Below are 13,928 nucleotides of genomic sequence, written 5' to 3'. Positions count from 1 at the left end.
AGTCGAGGCGGGTGCGGGGGCGGTCAGCGGCGGAAGAACTTGAACCAGTCGAGGTCCAGGAAGTTCCCGCCTCCGTCCGAGGCGAAGGACAGGTACACGTCCCGCCTGCCGCTCACAGGCTCCAGCAGGTCGAACGGCACCTCCTTCCACTCCTGGCCGTCCACGGCGGACGACACGTTGATCTTGCCGACGATCTTGCCCTTCGGGCCGCCGAGCCGGACCTCGATCTTCGCCCTCACCCCGTCGTCGGCCCACGTCCGCAGCCGCGCGGAAACCTGGGTCGCAGGCTCGGGGCCGAAGTCGATGCCCCGGAACAGGACCCCGTCGCCGTTGTCGATCGGCCCGATGAACCTGACCTGCCCCTCCTTGTCGGTGGCGACGCCACCGGACTCCGTCTGGAAGGACTCCGCCTCGATCATGCGGTAGGCGGACGTGCTGGGAACCTGCCCGGACGTCGGTTCCAGCGGCGCCACGCCCGGGGCTCCGCTCGGGCGTTCGGCGACTCCGGCGTAGAAACCGGCAACCCCGGCGGCGCCCGCGAGCAGCACCGCGAGCCCGCCCGCCACGACCGCCGCCCGGCGCCCGTTCCGGCTTTTCGGCGCGTTCACCGGCGCGGTGGGCGGGGTTTGCGACGAGGTGCCCGGGTGGGTGGGTGTGCGCGGTGCGGGCTCGGTGGCGTCGAGCAGGGCGTCGAACGGGGCCTCCCCGGCGTCGCGCGCCAGGTCCTGGAGGCGGCGGCGCACCTCGAGCAGCGGCATCCGCCGCTCGGGATCCTTGATCATCAGGCCGCTGATGACCTCGCCGATCGGGCCGCTCTGGCGGTGCTGCGGCACCGGCCCGTGCACGATGGAGCTGACGGTGATCAGCGGGTCGCCGGAGGTGTCGTACGGCAGCCGGCCTTCGGCCGCCGCGAACAGCGTCGCGCCGAGGCTCCACAGGTCGGCGGACGGCCCCAGGGAGCGGCCCATCGCGATCTCCGGCGCCAGGTAGGCGGGCGTGCCGACCAGGACGCCGGTGCGGGTGAGCGTCGATTCCGCGGCGTTGCGGGAGATGCCGAAGTCGGCGAGCTTGACCTGGCCGTGCCGCCCCAGCAGCACATTGCCGGGCTTGACGTCGCGGTGCACGATGCCCACCTGGTGCGCCGCCTGCAGGGCCGCGGCGACGCTGTCGACCAGCACGGCGAGTTGGTGCGGGTTCAGCGCCCCGTGCTTGTTGAGCACGCTCGACAGGCTCTGCGCCCGCACCAGCTCCATCACGACGAACGGCTGCTCGCCATCGCGCGCGACGTCGTAGAGCATGACGGCGTTGGGATGGCTGAGCACCGCCATCGAGCGCGCCTCGCGCAGGGCTCGTTCGCGCAGCTCGGCGGCTTCCTCTTCGGGAATGCCGGGCGACAGCCGGAGCTCTTTGACCGCCACCGGACGCTGCAGCAGCTCGTCGGTGCCGGACCAGACGTAACCCATCGCGCCGCGGCCGATGGTGCCCTCCAGCCGGTACCGGCCGCCGATGACGCGGGGGGCGGTGCTGACCTGTTGATGGTGAGCCACGACCCGATCATCTCGCACACCGTGACCCTAATGGGTGACAAATCGGCCAATGGCCACGGTTGCCGAACCGCGTCTTCCGGGCCGCGGCGGCAGCCCGGAAGACGCGCGGCCGTCAGTGCACGTGGGTGGCGTCGCGGACGGTGCCCACGTACTCCTCGACGAGGTCCTCCATGGCAACGACGCCGACGGGTTCGCCCGTGGTGCCGACGGCCACGGCGAGGTGGCTCCCGGCCCGGCGCAGCGACGTCAGCGCCTCGTCGAGCAGGGCGCCCACCGGCACCGTCGGCAGCCGCCGGATGCGACCGGGCGCGATGGGGGTGGAGGGATCGTGCCCGGCTTGGTCCAGCACGTCCTTGACGTGCAGGTAGCCGCGCAGCGCACCGTCATCACCCCGCACCGGGAACCGGGAGAACCCGGTCTCGGTCACCACCCGCTCCACATCGCCCAGTGCCGGGTGCTGCGGCAGCGTCGTCAGGTCCGGCAGCGGCACGAGGACGTCGGCCACGGTGTGCTCCACCGACGACAGCGTCTGCGCCAGCCTGCGGTGCTCGGACTGCTCCAGCAGGCCTTCGCGGCGGGATTCCACCAGGAGCTCGGCGAGTTCCGCCGAGGTGTAGGCGGTGTCGAGTTCCTCCTTGGGCTCCACCCGCAGCAGCCGCAGCACGGCGTTGGCCAGCATGTTGAACACGGCGATCAGCGGCCGGGCCAGGGTGACGAACCCGACCAGCGGCGGCACCAGCCACAGCGCGAGGCGCTCGGGCTCGGCGATCGCCAGGTTCTTCGGCACCATCTCGCCGACGAGCACGTGCAGGACGACCACGATCGCCAGCGCGATCGCGAACGCCACGGCGTGCATGACCGGCTCGGGGACGCCGAGGGCGGCGAAGGGCACCTCCAGCTGGTGGGCGACGGCGGGTTCGCCCAGCCGCCCCAGCCCCAGCGAGCACAGCGTGATGCCCAGCTGGGCGCTGGTGAGCATCAGCGAGCCCTCCTGGCTCGCCTTGATCACGATACTGGCCCGGCTCTTGCCCTGGGCCAGCAGCGCCTCCAGCCGGTCCCGGCGGGACGACAGCAGCGAGAACTCAGCGCCCACGAAGAACGCGTTGAGCAGCAGCAGACCGACACCGAGGACGATCGCGAAACCGTCGCTCATCGGACTTCCTCCACGGCCTCGGCGGGCGCCGGCTGTCGGGTGAGCCGCAGCTCGGCAATGCGGTGGCGGTCCATCCGCGTGACGGTCAGCTCCCATCCATCTGGGTCGAGGCGATCGCCGACCTCGGGGATGCGGCCCAGCCGGGCCAGCACGAAACCGGCGACGGTCTCGTAGTCCCCGTCGGGCACAGCGAACTCGGTGGCCTCGGCGAGCTCGTCCGGGCGCAGCCGCCCGGAGATGATCCAGGTGCCATCGCCGGCGCGGCGCACGGCGGCGATCTCGCGGCGGTCGTGCTCGTCGCGGACGTCGCCGATGATCTCCTCGACGACGTCTTCCAGCGTCACGATGCCCGCGGTGCCGCCGTACTCGTCGACCACCACGGCCAGCTGGAGCCCGGACCCGCGCAGCCGGTTCAGCAGCGCGTCTCCGTCCAGCGTCTCCGGCACCGTCGGCACCGGCCGGGCCAGCGACCCCACCGGAGTCGTCGCGCGGCGGGAGGCGGGCACGCCGAACGCCTGCTTGACGTGGACGACACCGTGCACCTCGTCCAGGTCGGCGCCGTGCACCGGGAACCGGGAGAACCCGGTGCGGCGGGCGATGTCGAGCAGGTCCAGCACGCTTTCGTCGACCGTCAGCGACTCGACGCGCACGCGCGGGGTCATCAGCTCCTCGGCGGTCCGGTCGCCGAAGCGCAGCGACCGGTCCATCAGCTGGGCGGTCGCGGAGTCCAGCGTTCCGTGCTCGGCGCTGGAGCGCACGATCGAGCCGAGCTCGTCGGGCGAACGCGCCGACCGGAGCTCCTCCTGGGGTTCGATGCCGAAGCGGCGCACGACCCAGTTGGCGCTGTTGTTCATGGCGTCGATCAGCCAGCGGAAGACCTGCGAGAACCCGGCGTGGTAACCGGAAACCGCGCGTGCGGTCGGCAACGGCCGGGCGATCGCGAGGTTCTTGGGCACCATTTCGCCGAAGACCATCGACAGCGTGGTGGCCAGCAGGATCGCCAGCGTCAGCGACACCGCCCCGGCGGCCTCGCCGGGCAGCCCCAGCGCGATCAGCGCCGGCCGGATCAGCTCACCGATCAAGGGCTCGGCGACGTAACCCGTGATCAGGGTCGTCAGCGTGATCGCGACCTGAGCGCCGGAGAGCTGGAACGACAGTGTCCGGTGCGCCTTCTGCACGGCCCGCGCGCGCCGGTCGCCGACCTGGCGGACGTGCGCGTCCACCGTGCTGCGTTCCAGGGAGGTCAGCGAGAACTCCGCGGCGACCGCCAATCCGGTGCCCAGCGTGAGGATGCCGACGAAGACGAGGCCGAGAACGGCCAGCAGGATTTCCATCACCGATCACCCCGGGCGGGGAAACCGGCCATCAGATTCGGAAAGCCGGGACTATGTCCCGGCTCGGTACTGCCCTCGGGGGATTGTGCCGCAGGCACTGAAGACGTCACTCCTAGACAGAAATTCGGAAAAATACGACGCCAGTATACGGGGTCTGGACCGGTCCGGCCGCGCCAACATCATCTCGATCGACCGAGCAGGGCCAGGAGCTTGGCCTGCTCATCGGCGTCGGCGGCCACCGGGCGCGGCGGGGCGAAGATCCCCATGTCCGCCCAGGCCGGGATTTGCGGCGCGAACACGGTGTGCACCGCGGTCACCAGCGCCGGGTCCAGCCGGTCGTCGGCGCCGATGCCGCGGGCCAGGTCCCAGGCGTGCACCGCCAGGTCCAGCGTCATCTGCCAGCCGTAGTCCTGCGCCGGGATCACGCCGCCGGTCACGTTGACCTCGCCATCGGTCGCGCCCGGTTCGTCCCACGCCCGCCGGGCCGCCGCGGCGGCCTCCCGCCACGCGCCGACCGGGTCGGCGCCCAGGACGTCACCGTCGAAGCGGTCGCCGACCTCGTCCAAAGTGGCGCCGTCGAGCAGCCACGGCACCCACAGCTGCTCGGACACCAGGTGGCCGAGCAGGTCCCGGACGCTCCACCGCGTACACGGCGTCGGCGCGTCCCACTGGTCGTCGCCGATGTGCCCCACCCTGGTGTCGAACTCGGCCATGGCCCTGCGGTGGGCGTCCTGCAGCTGCATGATTTCTCCCGATGAGCGTTGTGAAATCGGTCACGGGGCGCCCGGAGGTGGCGGCGGAATCCCTGGCCACGCGTCCAGTGTGGCTGGTCGGGGGCGCTCGTGGCATCCGCGGCGAGGCGGGTTTACGCCCCGGTGGTCTGGGCCACTGGGGCGAGACGTAACCTGCCGCAGGTTTCTTCGAGCGGCTACCGCCGCCAGGTCACAAACGAGAGGACGTGATCGTGAGCACACCCACGGTTGCGGACGCACCGCAGAGGGGCTTCTTCGGTCACCCCCGCGGCTTGTCGACGCTGTTCTTCACCGAGATGTGGGAGCGGTTCTCCTACTACGGCATGCGGGCGATCCTCGGGTACTACCTGTACTTCGCGGTCGCCGAGGGCGGCCTGGGGATCCCCGAGTCGACGGCGCTGTCGGTGGTCGGCGTCTACGGCGCCTCTGTCTACATGACCGGCATCCTCGGCGGCTGGCTGGCCGACCGAGTAGTCGGCGCGCAACGTGCGGTGTTCTACGGCGGCTGCGTGATCATGCTCGGCCACATCAGCCTGGCCCTGCCCGGCGGCATCGCCACGGTGGTGCTCGGGCTCGTGCTGCTGGTGATCGGCACCGGGCTGCTGAAGCCGAACATCTCCGGCCTCGTCGGCGGGCTCTACAGCGAACACGACACGCGCCGCGACGCCGGGTTCTCGATCTACTACATGGGCATCAACCTCGGCGGGTTCCTGGCCCCCTTCGTCGTCGGCACCCTCGGCGAGAAGGTCAGCTGGCACGTCGGGTTCGGCGCGGCGGCCGTCGGCATGGCGTTCGGGCTGATCCAGTACCAGCTCGGGCGCAAGAACCTGGGCTCGGCCGGGCTGGCACCGGTCAACCCGCTGCCCGCCGGGCACAAGGGCCGGGTGCTGGGACGCGCGATCGGCATCGGCCTGGCGTTCATCGTGGTCCTGGTCGGCCTGTCGGTGAGCGGCGTGATGGGCCTGGACGGCCTGGTCAACGTGATCAGCCTGATCTCCGCGGTGCTGCCGGTCATCTACTTCGCGGTGATGCTCTCCAGCAAGCAGATCACCAAGATCGAGCGGGACCGGCTGATCGCCTACATCCCGCTGTTCCTGGCGACCGCGCTGTTCTTCCTGCTCTTCGAGCAGCAGCCGAACTCGCTGGCCAACATCGCCGAGGCGGACACCGACCTGAACATCCTCGGGTTCGTGATCCCGGCGTCGTGGTTCCAGTCCATCAACTCGCTGGCGATCATCGTGCTGGCGCCGCTGATGGCGTTGCTGTGGACGAAACTGGGGGAGCGGCAGCCGTCGACCCCGCAGAAGTTTGTCGGCGGCCTGTTCTTCGTCGGCGTCTCGTTCCTGTGGGTCGTGGTGTCGAAGTTCGTCGCCGGCGACGGCAAGCACCTGCCGATCATGCTCGCGCTGGTGTTCGTGATCATGACCCTCGGTGAGCTGATGCTCTCGCCGGTCGGCCTGTCGGCGAGCACCAAGCTGGCGCCGAAGGTCTTCGCCTCCCAGACCATGGGCCTGTACTTCCTGGCCCCGGCGATGGGGCAGGGCCTCGGCGCCCAGGTGGTGAAGCTGTACTCGGTGGACAACCAGCCGGTCTACTTCGGCATCGTCGGCGCGGCCACGATCGGCTGCGCGGTGCTACTCCTGCTCGGCTCCAAGAGCATCAAGCGCTACATGCACGGCGTGAACTGATGTGAACGAAAAAGAGGCCGGCCCCGGTGATCCCGGGGCCGGCCTCTTTTCAGCGCAGGTCGAGGGTGCGGGGTTTCTCCGGGGCCGCCGGGTCCGGGTTCGCGTGGCCCGCGACCGTGACGTTCCCGCTCGGCAGCGCGCCCCGGAGGAGGTAGTCGGTGCCGATCCGGTCCACCTCGGCGTTGCCGGCCATCGCCCACACGCCGTGCTTGCCCGCGTCCTTCTCGGTGACCAGCACCGACGACGGCAGCGACCGGTGCATTTCCACCGCACCCGCGTACGGGGTCGCGACGTCGTGCTCCGAGTTGATCACCAGCATCGGTGGCAGCCCCGCACCGGTGATCTTGAGCGGCTGCTGCCGAGGAGCGTGCCACACCCGGCAGGGCGCGACGGTCCAGCTGTTGTACCAGGCGGCCAGCGGGTAGTCGGCGGCCAGCTCTTCGGAGTCGCGCTCCCACTCGCTGCGGCGGGTCGGCCACGGGGCGTCCGCGCATTCGACGGCGTTGTAGATGGCGTTGCCGTTCTCCGCCGCCGCGTCCTTCGCCGACACCTGCGCGACGAGCTTGCGGTCATCGCCGCGGAGGCGGAAGTCGGCGACCGCCTCGGCGAGGCCTTTCCAGTTGCTCTCGCCGTAGAGGGCGCCGAAGGTGATGTCGGTGAGCTCCGACGGTCCGAGCGCGCCGCGCGCCCCCTTGCGGAGCTCGGCCCGGATGCCGTCCCACGCGGCCTGCACCTGGCCGCGGTCGGTGCCGAGGTGGAACACCTGGTCGTGCTGGGCGATCCAGTCGAAGTAGCCGCCCAGCCGCCGCTGCGCGGCGATGTCCTGGTTGAGGTTGTTTCGGTACCAGACCTCGGAGGTGTCCGGGTTGACCACGCTGTCCAGGACCATCCGGTCCACGCGCTCCGGGAACAGCTGGCCGTACACCGCGCCGAGGTAGGTGCCGTAGGAGTACCCGAGGTAGCTGATCTTCTGCTCGCCGAGCGCGTCCCGGATGCGGTCCATGTCCCGGGCGTTGGTCGGCGTGTTCAGGTGCGGCAGGTACTTGCCGGCCCGCTGCGCGCACCCGTCGGCGTACTCCTGGGCGCGCTGCCAGTTCTGCTCGCGGGTCTGCGGCGAGTCCGGGTCGGGCAGCGGCTGCCGCCAGTAGGTGGCCGGGTCCACGCAGCTGATCGGGGTGCTGTGCGCGGAGTTGCGGGTGTCGAACCCGATCAGGTCGTAGGCGTCGAGCACCTCGGCGGGCAGCCGACCGCCCAGCGTGCCGGCGAAGGCCACCCCCGGCCCGCCCGGGCCGCCGGGGTTGATCAGCAGCGAGCCGCGCCGGGCCTCGGGCTTGCGCGCCGGGGACTTCGCGATCAGCAGCTGCAGCTTCTCGCCGTTCGGCGCGGCGTAATCCAGCGGCACGTCGAGGTTGGCGCACTGCAGCTGCGGGTGGGGCTGGCTGATGTCCTGCGGGCACGCGCCGAACTGCAGGCCGGGCGCGGCCTGGGCGGCCGCTCCCGGCGCCACGGTGCCGGCCAGCACCGCGGCCCCGGCGAGGCCGAGCGCGATCGAACGCTTCACGGGCGTCTCCTCGTGGAGTGGAACCTGGGTCAGGGCGGAGCGTAATCGGTGGCCCGGTTCCACACCCGGCAGCGAAAGTCCGCGTCCCCCGGCCGATTCCGGTTCAGCCGGCCCGCAGGGCGGCGGCGACGCGACCGACATCCGCCCCGGTGGTGCGCCAATTGCTGAAAGCCGCGCGCAGACCGGGCGTTCCCTTGTAGACGGTCGGGGTGAGGAACGCTTCCCCGGATCCGGCGACGGAGCGGGCCAGTGCGCCGACTCGCTCGGCGGTGGGATCGTCGGCGAGGGTGAAGCAGACGACGTTGAGGCGCACCGGTGCGAGCAGCCGCAGGTGCGGCATCCCGGCGATCCGGTCGCCGAGGTCGCGGGCCAGCGCGATGTCCCGCTCGACGATCTCGCGGTGCCCCTGCCGCCCGTAGGCGGCGAGCGTGAACCAGGCCGGCAGGGCGCGCAGGCGGCGCGAGTTCTCCGGCGTGAGGTGGACGAAGTCCGGTTCCTCGGTGACCGGGCCCAGATACGCGGCCGCGTTCTGGAACACGCGGACCTGCAGGTCCCGACGCCGGGTGAACTGGACCGCGCTGTCGTAGGGCACGTTGAGCCACTTGTGCAGGTCCACGCACACCGAGTCGGCCTCGTCGATGCCGGCGACCAGTTCGGCGTGCGGCGGGGACAGCGCGGCGAAGCCCCCGAAGGCGGCGTCGGCGTGCAGCCAGAACGGGAAGTGCCGACGCAGCCCGGCGATCGCCCGCAGGTCGTCGAAGTCCACGGTGTTGACCGTCCCCGCATTGGCCACCACGATCGCGGGCCGCCCGTCGAGCGCGGCGAGTTCGGCGGCCAGCAGATCGACGTCGACCGCCTCCCGCCCGGGCAGCGTGGCCACCTCGCGAACGCAACCGCGGCCCAGGCCGAGCATCGAGAGTGCCTTGTAGACGCTGGAATGCGGACTGCCGGAAAGCACCGGGACGTTCCCGAGAGCGGCCACGCCGTCTTGCGCCACGGACACGCCGAGCTGCTCACCGACCCATTCGCGGCCGATCGCCAGCCCGACGAAGTTCGACATCGTCGCGCCGCTGACGAACGCGCCTTCGTGCGCAGTGCCGAGGCCGAACAGCTCGCGCAGCCAGCCGGTCGCTTCGCGCTCCAGGTCCAGCGCCGACGAGTCGCCGCCGGCAGCCGCGTTCTGGTCGAACGTGCTGGTCAGCCAGTCGCCTGCCACGGCAGCCGGGGTTGCGCCACCGGTCACGAACCCGAGGTAGCGGGGCCCCGCGCTGCCGGAGAAGCCCGGCGCCCAGTGGCTCTGGAACCGTTCTAGGGCGGCTTCGGCGCCGACGCCGGAATCGGGCAGCGAAGCAGGGTTCGGTGGTGCGGGCGGTACGGCGGCAGGCCGCTCCGCGACCCCGGACAGCGCCTCGACGGCGCATCGCCGGGCGATGTCGAGCAGTTCTGGCAACCGGGCGAGGTCTTCGGAGAGCTTCGGGTGCAATGCGACATCCTTCGTGAGCGTTTGATCCGGTAAGAACCGGAAAACTCGCTCACGACCGTAACGAAGCAGGCGCGCGGCGGCGCGGTCCAATCCGGATCGACTGGACTGCTCGGTGGCTCAGGCGGCGAGTTGCTTTTCGGGCGTGGCCGCGGGGAGTTCGCGGGCCAGGTCTTCGACGACCTGGGTCGTGCGGTCCAGCCAGCGGATGGTGCGGTGCAGGGAGGTCGGGCCGTCGGTCAGCGATTCGGCGATGTCGTGCAGCGCGTCGGCCGTGCTGTGCGCCGAGGCGATCGCCGCCTCGAAGCTGACCTGGGCCTCGTCGGTCAGCGACTCCACCGCGTCGGCCAGCGCCCACAGCAGCTCGGCCAGCCGGTTGCGGGTGTCCTCGTCGACCATGTCCACAGTGGAGGACAGGGCGACCGCCAGGTTGCGCACGTAGTACGCGCAGCCGCTGAGCATCGCCACCGGCCGCTGGGCCTGGCTGCGCCGGGAGCGCAGCCGGTAGCTGGTCAGCGGCTTCGCGCTGGTGATCACCCGCTGCAGCCCGTCGTCGAGGTCGCGCATCGACTCCTGCAGGCCGGCGACCGTGCCGTGCTCGCTGATCTCGGTGCCGGTGCCGCGCAGGAAGTCCCGCAGCGTCAGCAGGAAGTCCTGGATGTTGGTGCGCACCAGGAAGCGCGTGCGGGTGGGCAGCACGAACACCGCCGCCAGCACGCCCGCCGCCGCGCCGACCGCGGTCTCCCACAGCCGCGTCTCCAGGACGGCCTCGTCGAAGGTGCCGAGCATTCCGTAGAGCGCGCCGAGCAAGGCGGTGATGAAGAACGTCATCACCGCGTACGAGTAGCCGGCGAAGTAGAAGCCCAGGAACACGCAGGTCAGGATCATGGCGATCTCGGCTGGGGTGTTGCCGGAGATCTGCGCGGCGACCAGGATGCCCGCGACCACGCCGAGCATGGTGCCCGCGGTGCGCTGCCACGCCCGCACCAGCAGCTCGCCGCGGCTGTTGGTGCTGATGAACACGACGAACGCGGTGATCACCGCCCAGTACCACCGGTTCGGCGAGACCAGCTGGCCCAGCATGATCGCCAGCGCGGTCGCGCAGGTCACCTGGATCGCCATCCGCAGCTCTGGCCGCCGCAACCCGGTCTCGTCGTCCTCGGCCGGCTCCGGCTCGCCGACCGGTTCCGGCGGCACCTCTTCCCGGCGTTCGCCGCCGAGCTCGCCGGTCGCGTCGGCCAGCTCCGCGAGCCCGGCGCCGAGCCGCCGCACCGCCATCGCGATCTCCACCGAGCCCTGCTGCTCGATCCCCTCGGCGACCAGCCGCGTGGCCTCCCGGACCTCCCGCGGCTCGGTGTTGAGCACCGCGAGCAGCGCGGTGATCGCGTGCGGCACGGTGGCGCCGCCGCTGGGGTGGTCGACGAGCCGCATCAGTGGGGTGAGCAGGTTCTCGGCCGCGAGTTCGACGTCGAGGATGCGCTGCCGGAGCAGCTCGCGGCCGGTCTCGTCGAGGTCGTCTAGCTGGCCGACGGTGTTCTCCAGCATCAGCGAGGTCTCGTTGAGCCGCACCGAGCGGTTGTGCAGTTCGCGTCGCCGCTGCGTCGAATCCGGGTGCTCGGCGACGTCGCGCACCGCGTGCAGGAGCCCGTGCACCTGGGCGCGCAGCGTGTGGCGGCCGCGTTCGAGCACGCCTTCGGGATCGTCCCGCAGCACGAGGAACCGCATCGCGAACGCGGCCAGCGCCCCGACCACCGCCGCCGCGATCAGTGCGGGCAGCTGCGGCAGCTGGGGACGCAGGAACATCGCGAAGAAGTAGCCCATGAACGCGACCATCCCCAGCGGGAAGAAGCGCGGCCCGAACCGGCGGATGTAGGTGGCGGTGAAGATCACCACCAGGAACAGCAGGCTGTGCGGCAGCGGCCACGGCGAGGTGAGGATCGACAGCAGCAGCGCGAGCACCGCGGGCAGCGGCATCAGCAGGTTGGTGATCTTCTGCTGCCGCCGGTCCGGGTCGTTGATGCCGAGCGAGGAGTTGATCGCCACCACCGCGGCCAGCATGGCCAGCGGCAGCGGCTGTCCCCACCACACCAGCAGCGGCAGCACCACCACGAGCGAGAGTGCGACCGACAGCGTCACCCGGGCCGCGGTGCGCAGGCGGCGCAGCGCCGGGTCCGAGGCGAGGAAGCGGTTCCACCACTCGCTCCACATGCGCCGCGCGCTCCTTCGGGGTGTGCGCCGAACCCGGATGGTCCTGCTCGGGCTCGGCCGTTCGCGGTAGCGAGATTACCCGGACGGGCCGCGCGGGTCAGCTACCGCGGTGGCGGCGGACGCTCTCCTCGACGAGGTCCAGCACCGCGGGGAGGTGTTCCGCGGGCAGACCCATCGCGAGGTGGGACACGAGTCCCTCCAGCACCAGCTCCAGGTAGGCGGTCAGCACGTCGACGTCGACGTCGTCGCGGAGGTTGCCGGCGTCGCGCTGCCACTTCAGCCGGGCGCGGGTGGCGGCGGTCAGCTGCTCGGAGCGCTGCGCCCAGCGCGCCCGGAACTCCTCGTCCGTGCGCAGCCGGCGCGACACCTCCAGCCGGGTGCCCAGCCAGTCCGCGCCGGGCGCGCTGCCGGTGCCGCCGGCGGGCTCGGCGAGCAGGTCGCGCATCACCTGCACCAGGCCCTGCTCGGCCACCACGTCGGCCATCCGGGTCGCGTCGTCCTCGGCCAGCGCGAGGAACAGTGACTCCTTGTCCTTGAAGTGGTGGAAGATCGCGCCCCGGGAAAGGCCGGTCGCTTCTTCCAGCCGCCGCACGGTGGCGCCTTCGTAGCCGAAGCGCGCGAAGCACGACCGGGAGCCGTCGAGGATCTGACGGCGCCGGGCGTCGAGGTGGTCTTGGCTGACCCGAGGCATGTTCTGATCGTCCCAGGTGCGGCCGCCACATTGCAATCCGTACGTACGTTTTGCTGCGCATGTCCCAACCGATGGGCGACCTCCGACCATATGGTCGCCGGGACCGGCGCAACCGTTACCCGCGTGGCGGTCGAGATCCGGGAAAGCGGGTTGGGGAACGGGTTTCCCGTTTCGCTAGTACCAGTTCTCCGGATCAAGAACAAGGGTCGCGGGCGTCAGGGGGGAGCGGTAGCGTCGGTAACCGGCCAATTACAGGGGGTGATCAATTTGCCCACTACGACCGACCCCGCCGCCGCCGACTTCCCGGCCTCCCGGGTCCGCACCAGGGCCGAGGCCGAGGCCTACGTCGCGTCGGTGTGCTTCAAGCACGGTCCACCGCGACTGCTGGGCATCGAACTCGAATGGACCGTGCACCACTCCGACGACCCGGGCCGGACGCTCGACGCCGCGACGCTGATCGCCGCGCTCGGCCCGCACGCCCCGCGCTCCCTGGTCCCGGACAGCCCGCACCGCGAATTGCCCAACGGCTCGGTGCTCACCGTCGAGCCCGGCGGCCAGGTCGAGATCTCCAGTCTTCCCACCACGTCCATGCGATCGCTGTTCAGCGTCGTCGCCACCGACGCCGAGTACGTCGAGCGCCGGCTGCGCGCCGCCGGCCTGGTGCTCGGCGAGCAGGGCACCGACCCGTGGCGGTACCCGAGCCGGATCCTGCAGGTGCCGCGCTACGCCGCGATGGAAACCGCCTTCGACCGCATCGGCCTGGACGGCCGGTTGATGATGTGCAGCACCGCCGGCGTGCAGGTCTGCCTCGACGCCGGCGAACCGGACCGGGTGGCCGCCCGCTGGGCGGCGCTGCACGCGCTGGGGCCGGTGATGATGGCGACGTTCGCGAATTCGCCGATGCTCTTCGGCGAACGCACCGGCTGGGTGTCCACCCGCACCCGCGCGCTGCTGCGCACCGATCCGCCGCGCACCCGGCCCGGCCCGATCACCGTCGACCCGGCGGCCAGCTGGGCCAAGCGGGTGCTCGACACCGCGATCGTGTGCCTGCGCCGCGACGACGGGGACTGGACGGCGCCCAGCGGCATCAGCTTCGCGGAGTGGATCCACGGCGCGCTGCCGCACCCGCCCACCCGCGACGACCTCGACTACCACCTGTCCACGGTGTTCCCGCCGGTCCGGCCGCGCGGCTACTTCGAGGTCCGCTACCTCGACGCGCAGCCCGGCCAGGACTGGATGCTGCCCGCGGGCGCGCTGATCGCGCTGTTCCGCGACGAATCCACTGTGGACAAGGTGCTGGCGATGACGTCCCCGGCGGTGGGCCGGTGGGTGCACGCCGCGCGGCACGGGCTGCTGGACCCGGCGTTGGCGCGCAGCGCCCGCGACGTGTTCGAGCTGGCGTGCCGGCACCTGGAGGAGGAGCCGGACAGCCCGGCCGGACTGGCCGGGCGGCTGGCCGACTTCGTGGCGCGGCGGCTCGCCGCGCCCGCCGACCGCTGACGAAACCGGAGGTG

General features: G+C 71.4%; 10 protein-coding genes. 2 read left to right on the top strand and 8 right to left on the bottom strand.

Annotated elements, in window-relative coordinates; all coding sequences use genetic code 11:
• Positions 1-23: 23 nt before the first annotated feature.
• The 4 genes from E1288_RS12000 to E1288_RS11985 form a co-directional block, all read right to left on the bottom strand.
• The gene (locus E1288_RS12000; RefSeq protein ID WP_235883500.1) at positions 24-1,547 is read right to left on the bottom strand and encodes a protein kinase domain-containing protein; all 1,524 of its coding nucleotides are present in this window, start codon (positions 1,545-1,547) and stop codon (positions 24-26) included.
• A 112-nt stretch (positions 1,548-1,659) separates the two neighbouring features.
• The gene (locus E1288_RS11995) at positions 1,660-2,700 is read right to left on the bottom strand and encodes a hemolysin family protein (protein ID WP_132484317.1); all 1,041 of its coding nucleotides are present in this window, start codon (positions 2,698-2,700) and stop codon (positions 1,660-1,662) included.
• A complete protein-coding gene (locus E1288_RS11990) occupies positions 2,697-4,034 on the bottom strand; it encodes a hemolysin family protein (protein ID WP_132484315.1) in 1,338 nt (445 codons plus the stop codon). The genes E1288_RS11995 and E1288_RS11990 overlap by 4 nt, the downstream gene beginning before the upstream one ends.
• Positions 4,035-4,213: 179 nt before the next feature.
• Positions 4,214-4,777, bottom strand: coding sequence for a TIGR03086 family metal-binding protein (locus tag E1288_RS11985; protein WP_132484313.1), 564 nt, complete (start codon positions 4,775-4,777; stop codon positions 4,214-4,216).
• Positions 4,778-4,998: 221 nt separating this feature from the next.
• Between E1288_RS11985 and E1288_RS11980 the strand changes: the two genes are divergently transcribed.
• The gene (locus E1288_RS11980) at positions 4,999-6,474 is read left to right on the top strand and encodes a peptide MFS transporter (protein WP_328592453.1); all 1,476 of its coding nucleotides are present in this window, start codon (positions 4,999-5,001) and stop codon (positions 6,472-6,474) included.
• A 49-nt stretch (positions 6,475-6,523) separates the two neighbouring features.
• Here the strand turns inward: E1288_RS11980 and E1288_RS11975 are convergent, their stop codons facing one another.
• The 4 genes from E1288_RS11975 to E1288_RS11960 form a co-directional block, all read right to left on the bottom strand.
• Entirely contained in the window at positions 6,524-8,035 is a 1,512-nt protein-coding gene (locus tag E1288_RS11975; RefSeq protein WP_132484311.1) for an alpha/beta hydrolase, read from the bottom strand.
• Positions 8,036-8,138: 103 nt separating this feature from the next.
• Entirely contained in the window at positions 8,139-9,518 is a 1,380-nt protein-coding gene (locus E1288_RS11970; protein WP_132484309.1) for a pyridoxal phosphate-dependent decarboxylase family protein, read from the bottom strand.
• Positions 9,519-9,635: 117 nt separating this feature from the next.
• Entirely contained in the window at positions 9,636-11,723 is a 2,088-nt protein-coding gene (locus tag E1288_RS11965) for an FUSC family protein (RefSeq protein WP_132484308.1), read from the bottom strand.
• Positions 11,724-11,820: 97 nt separating this feature from the next.
• Positions 11,821-12,414: a TetR/AcrR family transcriptional regulator gene (locus E1288_RS11960; protein ID WP_132484306.1), complete on the bottom strand. Its 594-nt coding sequence runs from the start codon at positions 12,412-12,414 to the stop codon at positions 11,821-11,823.
• 267 nt (positions 12,415-12,681) lie between these two features.
• Between E1288_RS11960 and egtA the strand changes: the two genes are divergently transcribed.
• A complete protein-coding gene (gene egtA, locus E1288_RS11955) occupies positions 12,682-13,914 on the top strand; it encodes an ergothioneine biosynthesis glutamate--cysteine ligase EgtA (RefSeq protein ID WP_132484304.1) in 1,233 nt (410 codons plus the stop codon).
• Positions 13,915-13,928: the final 14 nt, after the last annotated feature.

The organism is Saccharopolyspora elongata, assembly GCF_004348985.1.
Taxonomy (GTDB): Bacteria; Actinomycetota; Actinomycetes; order Mycobacteriales; family Pseudonocardiaceae; genus Saccharopolyspora; species Saccharopolyspora elongata.
Note: the sequence above shows the minus strand (reverse complement) of the source record. Positions and strands in the feature narration are given on the sequence as shown.

What these genes read in the sequence shown, in the direction of transcription:
- E1288_RS11995 (WP_132484317.1), bottom strand. Translation starts at nt 2,700, where the DNA reads ATGAGCGACGGTTTCGCGATCGTCCTCGGTGTCGGTCTGCTGCTGCTC.
- E1288_RS11990 (WP_132484315.1), bottom strand. Translation starts at nt 4,034, where the DNA reads ATGGAAATCCTGCTGGCCGTTCTCGGCCTCGTCTTCGTCGGCATCCTC.
- E1288_RS11985 (WP_132484313.1), bottom strand. Translation starts at nt 4,777, where the DNA reads ATGCAGCTGCAGGACGCCCACCGCAGGGCCATGGCCGAGTTCGACACC.
- E1288_RS11965 (WP_132484308.1), bottom strand. Translation starts at nt 11,723, where the DNA reads ATGTGGAGCGAGTGGTGGAACCGCTTCCTCGCCTCGGACCCGGCGCTG.
- E1288_RS11960 (WP_132484306.1), bottom strand. Translation starts at nt 12,414, where the DNA reads ATGCCTCGGGTCAGCCAAGACCACCTCGACGCCCGGCGCCGTCAGATC.